Here is a 15,336-nt window from a genome sequence, read left to right on the forward strand (position 1 = left end):
TTAACCCATCTTAAAACAAGAACATGAAACGTAATGCAACGGCCGTTTGGAATGGCACAATCAAAGAAGGTTCAGGTCACCTTACCACAGGGAGTAAAGTACTTGATCAGACCCAGTACTCTTTTAACAGCAGATTTGCTGATGGTATAGGTACCAATCCCGAAGAGCTTATGGCAGCGGCACATGCCGGCTGTTTTACCATGAAACTGAGTCTTGATTTAACAGAAGCCGGCTTTAACCCTGAAACATTAGAAACGACAGGCACTGTTACATTGGACAATGGTACCATTACCAGCTCTAACCTGGTATTGAAAGCCAGTATTCCGGGCATCAGTGATGCGCAGTTCCAGGAAATAGCAGCGGGAGCAAAAGCTACCTGTCCGGTTAGCCGGGCTTATAGTGTAGAGATTTCACTGGAGGCCACCCTGGTTTAGTCATAAATTATACAAAATCTATCAATTATCCTCCTGTTTATTTCATAGATAGGAGGATTTTTGCCTATTTTCGGGTTTTCATAACCGACTTAATAACCCGAACAAATAAATGAACAAGCCCATACTTGTTTTGAAATTAGGTACTGCTTCCATTACCACCACAAAAGGAGAGCTGGACGAACAGGTAATTGCTGATGTTACCCGACAAGTAGCTGAAATTGCAAAAGATTACAGATTGATAATTGTCTCTTCAGGAGCCGTTGCCGCAGGTAAGAAGTATATTAAAAACTATAAAGGCAAAATCGCTGAGCGTAAAGCGGCTGCTTCGATAGGAAACCCCTTGCTCCTCGGTACCTACTCCAAACATTTTTTACCTTACAACATCTCCATTGCCCAAAGTCTTTGTGAGCGGCAGCATTTTTCTAACCGGAAACAATTTCTGCAGCTGAAAGAAACCTACGAGGAACTTTGGAAAAATGGTGTGATCCCCATTGCCAATGAAAATGATGTCGTTAGCAGTCTTGAATTGAAATTTTCTGACAACGACGAGCTGGCTACTTTATTGGGTGTAGGCTTTGGTGCATCTGTTATTTTGCTGGGAACTTCTGTGCCCGGAGTGCTGGATAGGGAAGGAAAGGTTATTGAGCGGATAGAGAGCATCAATAACGATATTTTTTCTCTGGCAGATAAGAATAAATCAGATTTAGGCCTCGGAGGGATGATCTCAAAGCTGACATTTGCCCATCTGGCAACGGTTATGGGGATCAAGGTCGTGATATTCGGTGTTCGCAGTACAAATGGTATTCTGAATGCAATTAAGGAAAGTACAGGTACAGTTTGTATGCCGAAGGAAGGCAATGTATCGGCCAGGAACAAATGGCTGGCCAGCGGAAGCCTGGTAACAGGTAGGGTAAAGGTTGATGATGGTGCATGTGAAGCAATACGGAAACGCAAAAGCCTCCTGGCAGTTGGTGTGCTCGAAGTGATCGAAAAATTCAGTGATGGGGAGATCTTTGAAATTACCGATAAGGAGCAGCATATTATTGCTGTTGCACGTGCCAAAACCTCCTCTCAAAAAATGATAGAAAATTTAAAACAACATAACCTCGAAATAGCGAATGCCAGCGACATCGTTATACTGTAAAAGGAGCCATGCAAACGATACAACAACAATTAACCAACGCCCGGAAAGCTCAACATAGCATATCTGCCTTAAGTGATAAAGCAAAACAACTGCTGATTGAAGACCTGGCGGCTTTAATCTCCGCCATGCAGGAGCAGATCATTGCTGAGAACCTGAAAGATTTGGAGAAGATGTCCGCCTCAGACCCAAAAAAAGATCGGCTGTTGTTAAATGAAAGCAGGATTCAAGACCTCGCGAACAGCCTGAAAGATGTAGCCTGCCTAGAAGATCCTACCAATAGGATCCTTTCGGAACGAACACTTGCAAACGGTTTGGTTGTTCAGAAAAAAACTGTTCCCCTGGGTGTTGTTGGGGTGATATACGAATCGAGACCAAATGTGACAATAGACGTAGCAGCGCTGTGCATCAGATCGGGAAACGTTTGTTTGCTCCGTGGTGGCCAGGATGCTTACCATACCAACCTGTTTATCGTTTCTTTAATTCAGCAGGTACTGGAGGCACACGGACTGGATAAAAATATAGTTCAGCAATTACCGGCTGACAGGAAATATATCCTTGATATCCTTCAGGCTGAGAAATTTATTGATGTGATCATTCCCCGGGGGTCAAATCAGCTGATTGAGTATGTAAGGAAGAATGCTTTGGTTCCGGTGATAGAAACAGGTGCAGGGGTTTGTCATACTTATGTGGAACAAACGGCAAAACTCGATGAAGCTGCTGCTGTTGTTGTTAATGCAAAAGTTTCCAGGCCGTCTGTTTGTAATGCCCTGGATACAATTGTACTGGATAGTGCTATTGCAGCTCCCTTTCTAAAGATTGTTGCTCCTTTGTTGTCGGCCTATCAGGTAGAGTTATTTGCTGATCAGCCGTCTCATGACATGCTGAAACAATTGAATTATACACCGTTGAACCTGGCGGGCCCGGATGATTTTGGGCGCGAATTCCTGGATTTTAAGTGTTCGGTAAAGGTAGTGGAGCACATGGACGAGGCATTGCAGCATATTGCCCAATTTTCTTCAAAACATTCTGAAGCAATTTTGACAACAGATGAATCGAAAGCAGAAAGATTTCTCAGCGAGGTGGATGCGGCGGCAGTTTATCTGAATGCTTCAACCAGGTTTACTGATGGTCAGGTTTTTGGTTTAGGTGCCGAGATTGGAATTTCTACACAAAAACTTCATGCCCGCGGACCTTTTGCCCTTGAAAAACTGGTAACAGAAAAATGGATCGTCAGGGGCGCGGGGCAGACCCGTTAAGCTTCTTGTTTTCAAGTGGATAACCTGCGCTATAATTTCCCCTTTTTGGGTAAAAAATGCGGCGCTAAATTGGATGTTTAAACATTAAAAGCTTTTATTGACTTAGATTTGGCCCTTGATAATATGGCCTGACTTTTGAAAATACTTATCAGATCAACTAAAATATAAATTACAAGTACTTGAGATCAGATAGCCTACTTAGAATGCTTGAGGTAATAGATGACTATGCCATCCTTTTTTTGGACCGGCATGGTAATGTAGGGAACTGGAACAAAGAGGCTGAGAAAATCAAAGGGTATACAGAAGAAGAAATCGTCGGACGTAATTTCAGTGTGTTCTATAATGAAGAGAGCCGCAAAAACAGACTCCCAGAATTACTTATCGAAGAAGCCAGATCCAAGGGGCGTGCGCAGCATGAAGGCTGGCGTGTAAAAAAAGGTGGGAAGCTTTACTGGAGCTTCGTCACACTATCTGCCATTTACGATGATAACAATTCGGTGATCGGATTTTCTAAATTTGTGAGGGACCTTACTGCCAGGCACAATCAGGAAAAAACTACAGAAGAGTACGCCCGGGAACTTGAGCTTAAGAACAAAGAGCTGGAACAATTTGTCTACATTGCTTCGCATGATTTACAGGAACCGCTGCTTACGGTAAAGAACTTTGTTGAACTGTTTAAGGATGAATACAAGGATGTTTTTGATGATAATGCGAAACTTTACCTTCAGTTTATAGACCGTTCGACCGAAAGAATGAGAAACCTGATTAAAGGTTTGCTCGATTATGCCAGACTGGGCGGAAAACAGATAAAAACGCTGGTAGACTGCAATGTGCTGTTGCACAGTTTGGAAAATGACCTTTTCAGCAGCATTACCACTGCCCGGGCAACTATCTGTTACGAGGACCTTCCGGTGATTTACGGATACGAGACAGCTTTAAGGCAACTTTTCCAGAACCTTCTGAGTAATTCATTGAAATTTAAACATCCCTATATTGACCCTGAGATTAGTATTTCAGTGGTAAACCGTGAAAACTTCTGGCATTTTGAGTTTAAGGACAATGGTATTGGTATAGAAGAGCGGTATCAGGAAAAAGTCTTTGTCATGTTCCAGCGCCTGCATAGTGCCTCTGATTATGAGGGCTATGGTATTGGTCTTTCACATTGTAAGAAAATTGTAGAACTGCATGGCGGACAAATCTCCGTAGATTCTGCGCTCGGAGAAGGAAGTACATTTAGGTTCACATTAAGAGTATAACTTTAGATTGATATATAGGGATGAAAAAGTATAAAGATCTCGATTGCGTATTGCTTGTTGACGATGACATTTCAACGAATTTCATTCATCGGAGGATAGTTGAAAACACAAAAATTAATGTAGCTGTTAAAGAAATAACATCTGCCAGGGAAGCATTGGATTATTTGACCTTTTCCGGTAAGTATGCGCATACAGAAGATGCGCCGAAAGCAGGCATCATCTTTCTGGATATCAATATGCCCGGTATGAATGGATGGGACTTTATGGCCGAATATAAAAAACTGGATGAAAAGCATAAGGCCAGGATAGTAGTAGTTATGCTGACAACCTCACTTAATCCTGATGATGAACTGCATGCCGCAAAAGTAGAGGAGATAGCTACCTATTTGCACAAACCCCTGAATATGCAGGCTTTTTCTACTATCGCAGATAAGTATTTTGAAGAGATCAAAGAGAATTGATTTAGAGGTTGTTAAACCCCTAAATCATTCATTATTGCTTTAATTTTATCGCCAAGAACAGCATCTGTTTCGCTAAAAGCCTGTTTGTCTTTTAACGGAGTGTTTACACTGCAATAAAATTTAATCTTTGGTTCTGTACCCGAAGGCCTTGCAGAAACAATAGTCCCGTCTTCAGTTATAAATTGTAAAACATCAGATTTGGGCAATTCCAGTTTTGTTTTTGTGCCCGAGCCTAAATCTGTTTCAACACCCAATTCGTAATCCTTAAGGGTGCTGATCCTGGACCCACCCAAAGTCTCAGGCGGATTGTTCCTGAATTTCTCCATCATCGCCTTAATGTCTTCAGCACCTGTTTTCCCTTTTTTAGTAATAGAAACAAGTTCTTCTTTATACAAGCCGTATTCAACGTACATATTTAACAATGCATCGTAAAGGCTGCTGCCCTTATCTTTGTAAAAAGCAGTCATTTCTGCTATAAATGCGCAGGAAACAACCGCGTCTTTATCCCTTACCAGGTCACCGATTAAATAACCGTAACTTTCTTCTCCACCGCCGATGAAGGTCTTTTTACCTTCAAGATTGGTCATGATCTGTCCGATCCATTTGAAGCCGGTCAGGGTATTGAAACAGGTTACTTTTTTAGCATCTGCGATGGCCTCTATTAAATTTGAGGTGACAATGGTTTTTACAATGTATTCGTTTCCGGTAAGCTTTCCTTTTTCCTGCCAGGCAGTTAAAAGGTAATTGATGAGCAGGCTTCCGGTTTGATTGCCATTCAGCAATACGAATTCGCCATCATTGTTTTTAACAGCAATTCCAACTCTGTCTGCATCCGGGTCTGTAGCCAATACCAGGTCGGCATCAATTTCTTTAGCTTTATTTAATGCGAGCGTAAGGGCTTCTTTTTCTTCGGGGTTAGGATAAACCACGGTAGGGAAGTTCCCATCCGGTTTACTTTGTTCTTCCACCACGGTTAAATTGGTAAAGCCAAATTGCTCCAGTGCTTTGGGCACCAGTGTAATTCCAGTTCCATGAATAGGAGAGTATACGATCTTAAGGTCTTTCTGACGTGAAATTGCCTCGGGTGATACCGATAACGCAGTGATCTTGTGGAGATACAGCTGATCTATGTCTTCACCAATCAGTTCTATGTTGGCATCAACCCGATCAAATTTAACCTCATCGATGTCGGTAATTTTTGCAACTTCGTCCATTACCATTTTATCGTCCGGAGCAGTAAATTGCCCACCGTCCGCACCATATGCTTTATATCCGTTATATTCTTTTGGATTGTGAGAAGCTGTTAACATCACCCCACTGCGACAGCCAAGCTGGCGTATAGCGAAGGAAAGTTCAGGAGTTGGTCTTAAGGCTGAAAAAAAATACACATGGATACCATTGGCAGAAAACACATCCGCGGTGATTTTTGCAAAATAATCAGAGTTATTCCTGCTGTCATGTGCAATTGCCACCTTAATTTTCTCTCCGGGATATTTTTTATTCAGGTAATTTGCCAGTCCCTGGGTGGCTGTTCCAATTGTGTATTTGTTTATCCTGTTTGATCCGGCACCCATAATGCCTCTTAACCCACCCGTACCAAACTCCAGGTCGCGATAAAAGGAATCTGTAAGCTCTGTATAGGCTTCTTTATTTAATAGATTTTGTATTTCGTCTTTGGTTGTCTGATCATAATTTCCGTTGAGCCATTTGTTTACAGTGGCCAGGGTAGCTTGTTCTAATTGCATATTGCCTCGTAATTGTTGTTTATCCAAATTTTATTTTGCCTCTTTTGCTGTTTTTAAGCGCTATTTCTTTAAATTCACGCCCGATTACAAGTATAGAAACTTGCAGCAAATAAATATAGCTATTATGTAGCTTTTAACCATTTAAAAATTAAATAAACCTAAAACGAAAGCACAGCTTTCGGACCATTAAAAAAACAACAAAACAAATTATGAAAGTATTAAAGTTTGGAGGTACTTCTGTTGGAAGCCCTGAGCGCATGAAAAAATTGCTGGACATCATTAATCCTGCAGAAGAACAAATTGTAGTGTTATCGGCCGTGTCTGGTACCACCAATAGTTTAGTAGAAATTTCAGCCAAACTTTTAAAGGAAGATAAACGGGAGGCGTTAACCCTGATTAACGCATTACATCAAAAGTATAATGACTTTGTAACAGAACTTTTAACTGAAGGCGAATATCGTGAGCAAGGCCAGGAGGTGGTTGATTATCATTTTAACTTTTTAAATACACTGGCCAATGATATTTTCACGGCAGTGGAAGAGAAAGTTGTACTGGCTCAGGGCGAATTGTTGTCGACGACCCTGTACCACATTTACTTAAAATCTATAGGCGTCCCTTCGGTATTGTTACCGGCACTTGATTTTATGAAGATTGATGAAGACAATGAGCCTGATGTTCCTTTTTCAACCAAACACCTTAAACCTATACTGGAGCAGCATAAAGGGAATAAACTGTTCATTACCCAAGGCTTTATTTGCAGAAACAGCTTTGGTGAAGTAGATAACCTGCGCCGTGGCGGTAGTGATTATACTGCATCTTTGATAGGTGCGGCTATACTGGCGGAGGAAGTTCAGATCTGGACGGATATTGATGGTATGCACAATAATGATCCAAGGATAGTTAAAGGCACAAAGCCGATTGCAAATCTTTCATTCGACGAAGCTGCAGAGCTTGCTTATTTTGGTGCCAAGATATTGCACCCACAATCTGTTTTTCCGGCTCAGAAATATAAGATTCCGGTTCGTTTATTGAATACTATGGAGCCTAAGGCTGCCGGAACAGTCATTTCTACGGAAAGCGAAAAAGGAAAAATTAAGTCTATTGCAGCGAAAGATGGAATTACCGCCATTAAAATCCAATCGAGCCGGATGTTATTGGCTTATGGCTTTTTAAGGCGAGTGTTTGAAATATTTGAAAGGTATAAGACACCTATAGATATGATCACTACTTCTGAAGTGGCAGTTTCCCTGACGGTTGATTTCACTGATAACCTGGATAAAATCGTTGAAGAACTGCATGCTTTTGGTACAGTAGAAGTGGACAACAACCAATCGATTGTTTGTGTAGTGGGAGATTTTAGCGCCGAAAAGCATGGCTATGCTGCCCGTGTACTAGATGCCATTAAACACATTCCGTTAAGGATGATCTCTTACGGGGGAAGTAACTACAACATCTCGTTGCTCATTAATACAGCCGATAAAACTGAAGCTTTAAAAAGCCTGCATAACAGGCTATTTGAATAAGGAGTAGGATTACTTCCTTTTTATCCACACCAGGATACCAATAAGAATAAAAATGAGTACGATAAAGAACCTGATTCTACGGTCGTACTCTTTTTTATTGATTTTATGATTTCTGAGGTCAATGTAATTACCAATGTAAATCAGACCCAGGATAATTACAAAAATGATAACAAGATACTTAAACATTATGTTCTCTGATAAAGATATATCGCGCTTCGCAAACTTAGAAACACCTTTCTATTATTACGACCTTAGCCTGTTGCAAAACACGTTAAAAACCTGCGCTGACGCTGCAAAGTTATACAATTTTCATGTGCATTATGCCATGAAAGCCAACTTCAATCCCGTTGTACTGCAAAAAATTAAGGCAACAGGTTTTGGTGCCGATTGTGTAAGCGGAGGAGAGGTAAGCAAGGCGCTTGAATCTGGTTTTGACAAGAACCAGATTGTATTTGCCGGTGTTGGAAAATCAGATAAAGAGATTAACCTGGCGCTGGATGAAGACATATTTTGCTTTAATGTAGAGTCTGTCCAGGAGCTGGAGGTGATCAATGAGCTGGCTGCAAAAAAAGGTAAAAAGGCAAAAGTAGCCATCCGTATTAATCCTAACGTGGATGCACATACCCATCATAACATTACTACAGGATTGGACGAAAATAAGTTTGGCGTAAACTCCTGGGATCTCCCTCAATGTGCGGAAACCTTAAAGGCATCTGCAAACCTGGAATTTATAGGCATACATTTTCATATAGGGTCGCAGATTACCAACCTTGATGTATATAAAAACCTGTGTGTACGTGTCAACGAATTTGGATTGTGGTTTGAAGAGCGGGGCTTTACAGTTAAAGTGTTAAATGTTGGCGGTGGATTGGGGATTGATTATCACAATCCTGATCAGCAGGTTCCTGATTTTGGCAATTATTTTAAGATCTTTTCTGATTTTCTGGAAATCCGGGCCGGACAGGAAGTGCATTTTGAACTGGGAAGGGCCCTGGTGGGGCAGTCAGCATCGCTCATTAGCAGGGTATTGTATGTAAAAAATGGTAAAAAGAAGAATTTTGTAGTTCTGGATGCGGGAATGACTGAGTTGATGCGCCCAGCCTTGTATCAGGCTTATCATAAAATAGAAAACCTTAGCCGTGGTAAACAGGTGGCTTTAAAATACGATATAGTAGGGCCTATCTGTGAAAGCACGGATTGCTTTGGAAAAGAAGTAGAGCAGCCTGAAACTTTTAGAGGGGATCTGTACGCCATCAGAAGCGCAGGTGCTTACGGTGAAGTAATGGCTTCAAAATACAACCTTCGGGACGAGATCAGGTCTGTTTACAGCGAAGACTAGTCTATATTAAAATAAGCAGGTATAGATTGATACCTGCTTATTCCTCAAAAAAATCCAGTAAACCGCCCAGGTAGTACTCATTTATACCTGCAGTAAACTCGTCAAAGTCTGCATCAGGAATATTTGTCTGCACAAATTCAAGCGAAGTTCCTTTTTTGTCTGCGTGCAATTTAATCGTAACAATGGAAGGTTCGCTGTCCTCACCAAAATACCATTGCTGTACAATTTTTTTCCCATAATCAAATTCCAGGTTCTTCCCTACGATGTCCCCATCCCAAAAGGAAAATTCGGTACCAGGCTCTTCTGTAAATTCAACCTCAGCGCCTGTCCACAACTGTATGCTCTGGGCTTTTGTTAGTGCCCAGTATACTTCTTCAGGAGGGGCTGGGATCTGATAATATTTTTTAAACGTCTTCATTTATTTAAATGCATTTAAGCCTGTTACATCCATTCCTGTAATTAAAAGATGGATGTCGTGTGTGCCTTCATAAGTTACCACTGATTCCAAGTTCATCATATGGCGCATAATAGAATACTCGCCGGTTATTCCCATACCTCCGAGCATCTGCCGGGCATTGCGGGCAATATCGAGTGCAATCTCAACGCTATTTCTTTTTGCCATAGATATCTGTTCAGCGCTGGCCCTGTTTTCGCTTTTAAGAACCCCCAGGCGCCATACCAATAGCTGAGCCTTGGTGATTTCGGTAACCATTTCGGCCAGTTTCTTCTGCTGAAGCTGGAAACCGCCAATGGGTTTACCAAACTGAACCCGCTCTTTGGAATAACGTAAGGCGGTATCGTAACAATCCATAGCCGCACCCAGCGCACCCCAGGCTATGCCATAACGTGCCTGGTTTAAACAACCCAGCGGCCCTTTTAGGCCGGTAATGTCCGGGAATATATTCTCTTTCGGAACTTTCACATTGTCAAAAACCAGTTCTCCGGTTGCTGAGGCTCTTAAGCTCCACTTATTATGTGTCTCTGGGGTAGTAAAACCTGCCATTCCACGCTCTACAACCATTCCCCTGATCTTACTCGTTTCATCCTTGGCCCAAACCACTGCAATATCTGCGAAAGGGGCATTGGATATCCACATTTTTGCACCGTTGAGGAGGTAATGATCGCCTTTATCTCTAATATTGGTTACCATTCCGCCTGGGTTGGATCCATGATCGGGTTCGGTCAAACCAAAACAGCCCATCAGTTCGCCGGTCGCCAGTTTAGGTAAATATTTTTTGCGCTGCTCTTCTGTACCGTAGGCATAGATAGGATACATAACCAATGAGCCCTGAACAGAAGCGGTAGACCTGATGCCGGAATCCCCACGTTCAATTTCCTGCATTAATATGCCGTAAGCAGTGTAGTCTAAACCTGCACCGCCATACTCAACCGGAATGGTAGGGCCAAAGGCACCTATTTCCCCCAGTCCTTTGATAATATGCTTCGGAAATTCCGCTCTCTGGGCGTACCCCTCAATGATCGGGCTTACTTCTTTTTTTACCCAATCCCTTGCCGTTGAACGGATCAGCTTATGTTCTTCAGATAACAATTCATCCAGGAAATAATAATCAGGGGCTTCGTAAAGGTCTTTTTTGGCAGATTTATTCATGGTTTACACTATATTTGGTCCAGCAATATCGGCTATCCTTCCAAAGGTACTAAATTCGGGTTAGGGGCTGATTAAAAGCTCGTAAAAAAATAAATATTCAGAGATGTCCCAGGAACATAACTACCTTCAAACTGTAGCCTTAAAAGATATTAAATGTTTTGCTTTACATGGGTATTATCCTGAAGAGCAACTTACGGGGATTTATTTTATGGTAGACATTACGGTTGAATTTATTCCTTATGGTGATACCGAAAACCTGCAGCACACTGTTAATTACGAAGTGCTAAATACCATTATACTGGAAGAAATGGCCAGGACGCAAAAGATGCTGGAAACTGTAGTCAGAAATATTATAGACCGTACAATAGCTGCCTATCCTTTTATTTTAACTGCTGTTGTTGGTGTCAGGAAGCTGAACCCACCTATGCCCGGGCAGATCGGTCATTCTTTTGTACAACTCAGCTATAAAGCTTCTTAAGGTTCAAGCTGTTCAAACGAAATCATACGTTCTTTTTCCTCCTTTGGAATAGGAAATGGGCTTCTCGATGCATAATCGAAGGCCACGCATGTTGTTTTGCCCTTATTGCAAACCTGCTCCTGGCCATTTACCAGTTTAACCAGCAGGTACTCCAGATCGAAGCTGCTCTTGCCGATCCTGGAGGTACGCACATACATGCTGATCTTATCTTCTATAAAAACAGGTAAAATATAGTCTAATGTTGCCTGAGCAATGACTACTCCAGTCTTTTTCCAGTCCCATTGTATGGCGTGGTTCCAGTATTTTGCCCGGGCAATCTCCATATAGGTAAAATACACTGCATTGTTTACATGGCCCATCATATCAAAGTCTGTGAATCGGGTTTCAATTATAGTTTTATACTTAAAACTGTCTAAAATGCTGATTGAATCTGCCGTTTTGTCTTTATTTTTATTTTTATTACGCCAAAATGTCTTAAATATCATAAAATATAGGGTTGGTATGGGAGTTGAACAAAGGGTTAGTATACAAATAAGTAAAACATAAAAAACTTAAAATAGGAGAAAACAACAATGACACTAGTAAAATTTAACAACAGAACCAGAAACACTGCACCTTACTTTAACAATGTTTTCGATTCATTGTTTAGTGAAGCGCTAAATAAAAACTTAACTATAAATAAAGTACCAGGTGTAAATATCTTAGAATCTGAAAGCGATTATAAAATTGAACTGGCTGCTCCAGGCCTTACAAAAGAAGATTTTCAAATTAACCTGAAAAAAGATACCCTTTCAGTTTGGGCTGAGAAAAAAACAACCGAAACAGAAGAGAAAAAAGATTACACCAGAAAAGAATTTGATTACTACTCTTTCGCCAGATCATTTGTATTGCCTGAAAGTGTAGACGCAGAGAAAATCAGCGCCGAGTATGTAAATGGCATCTTAAATATTACCATTGGTAAAAAAGATGAATCAAAATCGGCCGCTAAAGAAATAAAGGTTTCATAATTGGTTAGTTTGTTTTAAGGTGATAGGGGCATGTCGAAAGACGGCCCCTATTTTTTTTAAATTTATTTTACCGGCCGATAGTCCTGTTTATGGCTTTACGCTTCTTAAAGGTTAGGTATATGAACAGGTTTTATATACTTTTATGTTAACTAAACGCCATAAAAATGACTAAAAGATTAAATTCATTGTTTGCCTTTTGCCTGCTTCTAACCTTTACAGCAAGGGCACAACAGAAAGCAGAATGGGTTCACCTGAAGGGTGAACTCAAAAATTTCAGTAATCAGGTGCAGATCGAGGACCTGTGTGAGTTCCAGTATTTATTGCCGCCAACAACAGATCGTCTCATTGTTCCGGATGCGCAGCAACGTTTCGATACTAAATTCAAGCTGGCTGCACCGAATTATTTCAGACTGGGTCGGAACATTCTTTACCTGAGCCCGGGCGATGACATGGAAATATCGGTTGATTATAGCAACAACACCATATCAACTTTTAAGGGCAAAGGTGCTGCTGCAAACGAATATTTAAGAAACACACCTTTTCCTAAGGGAGGGTCTTTTATTGAAGGGGGCAAGAACATAAAGGAAACACCGGAAGCTACCATTGCCGCAGTCGAAGCACTTGCCGCTGCAAGGACAAAAGAGCTGGCCGCCACTAAGAACATATCTCCCGAATTCAGACGATTGGAAAATGCAAGGATTAAGGCCGACCTGATCAACAGTCTTTATAGTGGCGAAAACTATGGCACCTATATGCTAAGGCTAAAGGACGAAAAGGCAAAAGCTTATACCGAATCATATAGGAAAGCCATAGCGCCTAAAGTGGCTTTATACAGTAAGAACTTTGTTGATGCTTCGTTAATGAAACTGGTGGTGTATCGCGACATTGCAGATGAACTTGTTAAACAGGGTGGAAAACCCGAAGACCTCCAACAAATTAAAGACTGGTATAGTGCCTATTCGCTTGTAAGGGAAATGCAGAAGGAAAGCGACAAATCAAAACTAAATGATTTTATACCTAAGCTGACTGCCATTAAAACATCCGGTTATCGAAAAGCTTCAAACCAAATGCTTTCCCGGTTAATGGCATTTGGAAAAGGGGACACCCCAATCGATTTTGTTGCAAAAGATATTGACGGAAAAAGCGTAAGCTTAAGCAGCCTGAAGGGTAAAGTAATTTATATCGATCTCTGGGCCATTTGGTGCGGGCCATGCATGGAAGAAATGCCACATTTTGAAAAGCTAAAGCTCAAATACAAGGACAATCCGGATGTAGCCTTTGTTTCCTTATCGATTGATGATACAGAAGCTCCGTGGAAGGCTAATGTGGCTGCACGTAAAGCGACGGGACTGCAGTGGAATATCAACCGAAACCAATTGCAGCCTTATAACATAGTGGGTATCCCAAGGATTCTGCTTATAGGCAAAGATTTTAAAATAGCGGATATGAATGCAGCACTCCCTTCAGACGCAAAAGCGGCGGCAGCAATCAATAAGCTACTGAACTAAAGAATATAAAAGGAATAGGCCGTGCTTATTCCTTTACTTCTTTTAAGTCGTTTTTATTCAACCAGCCTTTGGTGGTTTGCCCATCTTTATTGGTATGGGTTACATAAATAAAACCATTCTGTTCATCTATTACATTAAACTTGGCATTACTCCATAAACCCAACACAGCATTTCTTGGGGCATCTCCGCTTGCAGCTTCATAAAAATAAACGGTTCCTTTGGGCAGCAGGTATTTTTTTCCGCCACTCAGGATCACTGTTTCCTTATTCTCTTTTGCCTGCGCTTCTGCTTGTGCACGCTTAGCTGCTGCAGCCATTTGCGCTTCGTATTCTTTTCTTAAACTGTCTATCTCTGCTTTCTGTGCTACAGTATCAATAGCGATAGGTTGAACCTGCGCAGTAGTATCAGGCTGATATACGGGCTCATGTGCGGTAGTATCTACAGGTGCAGGCGCTAATGAATCGGTAACACCCCCTTTCTTCAAATGTTCACCTTTAAGGAACAGTCCGTATGCAGAAAGCATTCCTAGGATCACAATTGACAAGATCATGATGGCAAAAACAGATTTTGACAGCTTTACCTGGCCGGGAATGGTGTCAGCTACCGGATTTTTCTGCGGAAAAGGTGGAGGTGGAGATACAATCACTTCAATTGCTTTAGCAGGTCCGGAGGTACGGTGCATTATTGCCTCCTGTAAAGCCTCACCATTTGCGTATCTTTTTTCAGGTGCTTTTTCCAGGCATTTCATCATCACATGCAACAGCCAGGCCGGAACATCCATTTCTTTTTGCTTCTTTGCGTCATCCCAGTTCTGCGGCATGCGGTTCCTGCGCAAAGCCAGTACATCTGGCACCTGGTTTTCCATATGCGCAAGCATTACCTGGTTGCGTGTACTCTCGTTCTTATTGATCAACGGAAACGGTACTGTGCCCGCCAGCAATTCATATAGAATGATGCCATAACTGTATATATCCGTCTGGAAGAACATTTCCCCATCATGCTGCTCCGGTGCCATAAACTCAACTGCACCTGCATGGCGGAGACTGGTTCTGCGTTGTTCATCAGACATTACAGCCAGGCCAAAATCAAGCAATACGTAATTACCGGTTTCTGTATTGAATTTTACGTTATTGCTTTTGATATCTCCATGTTTAATTCCAACACGGTGACAGTGTGAAAGCGCATTTGCAAGCTGTTCAGCAAGCTTAATGGTTTCCTGAATGCTAAAAACGGGGGTATGTGGCGGCATCAAAAGTTTTTCCAGATCAGGGCCTTCGATATATTCCATTTCAATAAAAGGGAAGGAGCCACTTTCAGTAAGTCCCGATCCCAATATTTTGACTACGTTAGGGTTTGGCACCTCGTTTACCTTTTTCAATTTCTCCACCTCATTCTTAAACCTGATGAAGTTTTTATCATCTTCACTTTCTGTATGAATTGGTGTAGGCATAATTTTTACCGCCGTAATGATGGTTCCAATTCTTTTTCCTTTATATACAGAGCCCTGTCCGCCGGTACTTAAAGCACCCAGGTTTTCTAATCCTTCCGTTATTGTAAAAACTTTACTCATTTTTAA

At 41.5% G+C, this 15,336-nt stretch carries 15 protein-coding genes; 10 read left to right on the top strand and 5 right to left on the bottom strand.

What is annotated here, in order from left to right:
- Positions 1-23 precede the first annotated feature (23 nt).
- From B9A91_RS16865 to B9A91_RS16885, 5 genes are all read left to right on the top strand, one after another.
- A complete protein-coding gene (locus B9A91_RS16865; protein WP_084240178.1) occupies positions 24-434 on the top strand; it encodes an OsmC family protein in 411 nt (136 codons plus the stop codon).
- A gap of 109 nt (positions 435-543) precedes the next feature.
- Positions 544-1,578, top strand: a complete 1,035-nt coding sequence (gene proB, locus B9A91_RS16870) for a glutamate 5-kinase (protein ID WP_084240179.1) — start codon at positions 544-546, stop codon at positions 1,576-1,578.
- Between the two features lie 8 nt (positions 1,579-1,586).
- Positions 1,587-2,834, top strand: a complete 1,248-nt coding sequence (locus B9A91_RS16875; protein WP_084240180.1) for a glutamate-5-semialdehyde dehydrogenase — start codon at positions 1,587-1,589, stop codon at positions 2,832-2,834.
- A 203-nt stretch (positions 2,835-3,037) separates the two neighbouring features.
- Complete coding sequence (locus tag B9A91_RS16880) at positions 3,038-4,090, top strand: sensor histidine kinase (RefSeq protein WP_084240181.1); 1,053 nt, start codon at positions 3,038-3,040, stop codon at positions 4,088-4,090.
- Between the two features lie 20 nt (positions 4,091-4,110).
- Positions 4,111-4,551, top strand: a complete 441-nt coding sequence (locus tag B9A91_RS16885; RefSeq protein WP_084240182.1) for a response regulator — start codon at positions 4,111-4,113, stop codon at positions 4,549-4,551.
- Positions 4,552-4,562: 11 nt separating this feature from the next.
- On the opposite strand, the gene B9A91_RS16890 is transcribed toward B9A91_RS16885, so the two are convergent.
- On the bottom strand, positions 4,563-6,296 hold the full coding sequence (locus tag B9A91_RS16890; RefSeq protein ID WP_084240183.1) for a phospho-sugar mutase: 1,734 nt from the start codon (positions 6,294-6,296) through the stop codon (positions 4,563-4,565).
- A gap of 209 nt (positions 6,297-6,505) precedes the next feature.
- Here B9A91_RS16890 and B9A91_RS16895 point away from each other — a divergent pair, with 209 nt between their 5' ends.
- On the top strand, positions 6,506-7,819 hold the full coding sequence (locus B9A91_RS16895) for an aspartate kinase (protein WP_084240184.1): 1,314 nt from the start codon (positions 6,506-6,508) through the stop codon (positions 7,817-7,819).
- Between the two features lie 187 nt (positions 7,820-8,006).
- On the top strand, positions 8,007-9,158 hold the full coding sequence (gene lysA / locus B9A91_RS16900) for a diaminopimelate decarboxylase (RefSeq protein WP_084240185.1): 1,152 nt from the start codon (positions 8,007-8,009) through the stop codon (positions 9,156-9,158).
- A gap of 37 nt (positions 9,159-9,195) precedes the next feature.
- Here the strand turns inward: lysA and B9A91_RS16905 are convergent, their stop codons facing one another.
- Both B9A91_RS16905 and B9A91_RS16910 read right to left on the bottom strand, forming a co-directional pair.
- Entirely contained in the window at positions 9,196-9,576 is a 381-nt protein-coding gene (locus B9A91_RS16905; RefSeq protein WP_084240186.1) for an SRPBCC domain-containing protein, read from the bottom strand.
- Positions 9,577-10,767: an acyl-CoA dehydrogenase family protein gene (locus B9A91_RS16910; RefSeq protein WP_084240187.1), complete on the bottom strand. Its 1,191-nt coding sequence runs from the start codon at positions 10,765-10,767 to the stop codon at positions 9,577-9,579. It lies immediately after the preceding gene.
- A gap of 103 nt (positions 10,768-10,870) precedes the next feature.
- Here B9A91_RS16910 and B9A91_RS16915 point away from each other — a divergent pair, with 103 nt between their 5' ends.
- On the top strand, positions 10,871-11,245 hold the full coding sequence (locus B9A91_RS16915) for a dihydroneopterin aldolase (RefSeq protein ID WP_084240188.1): 375 nt from the start codon (positions 10,871-10,873) through the stop codon (positions 11,243-11,245).
- On the opposite strand, the gene B9A91_RS16920 is transcribed toward B9A91_RS16915, so the two are convergent.
- Positions 11,242-11,730 carry an acyl-CoA thioesterase gene (locus B9A91_RS16920; protein ID WP_084240189.1) on the bottom strand — a complete coding sequence of 163 codons (489 nt, stop codon included), beginning with the start codon at positions 11,728-11,730 and terminating at the stop codon, positions 11,242-11,244. The genes B9A91_RS16915 and B9A91_RS16920 overlap by 4 nt on opposite strands.
- Positions 11,731-11,817: 87 nt before the next feature.
- Here B9A91_RS16920 and B9A91_RS16925 point away from each other — a divergent pair, with 87 nt between their 5' ends.
- Both B9A91_RS16925 and B9A91_RS16930 read left to right on the top strand, forming a co-directional pair.
- Entirely contained in the window at positions 11,818-12,252 is a 435-nt protein-coding gene (locus tag B9A91_RS16925; protein ID WP_084240190.1) for an Hsp20/alpha crystallin family protein, read from the top strand.
- 164 nt (positions 12,253-12,416) lie between these two features.
- The gene (locus B9A91_RS16930; RefSeq protein WP_084240191.1) at positions 12,417-13,760 is read left to right on the top strand and encodes a TlpA family protein disulfide reductase; all 1,344 of its coding nucleotides are present in this window, start codon (positions 12,417-12,419) and stop codon (positions 13,758-13,760) included.
- A 25-nt stretch (positions 13,761-13,785) separates the two neighbouring features.
- On the opposite strand, the gene B9A91_RS16935 is transcribed toward B9A91_RS16930, so the two are convergent.
- Complete coding sequence (locus B9A91_RS16935; RefSeq protein ID WP_084240192.1) at positions 13,786-15,330, bottom strand: serine/threonine protein kinase; 1,545 nt, start codon at positions 15,328-15,330, stop codon at positions 13,786-13,788.
- Positions 15,331-15,336 lie beyond the last annotated feature (6 nt).

It is taken from the genome of Pedobacter africanus (genome assembly GCF_900176535.1).
Classification (GTDB): domain Bacteria; phylum Bacteroidota; class Bacteroidia; order Sphingobacteriales; family Sphingobacteriaceae; genus Pedobacter; species Pedobacter africanus.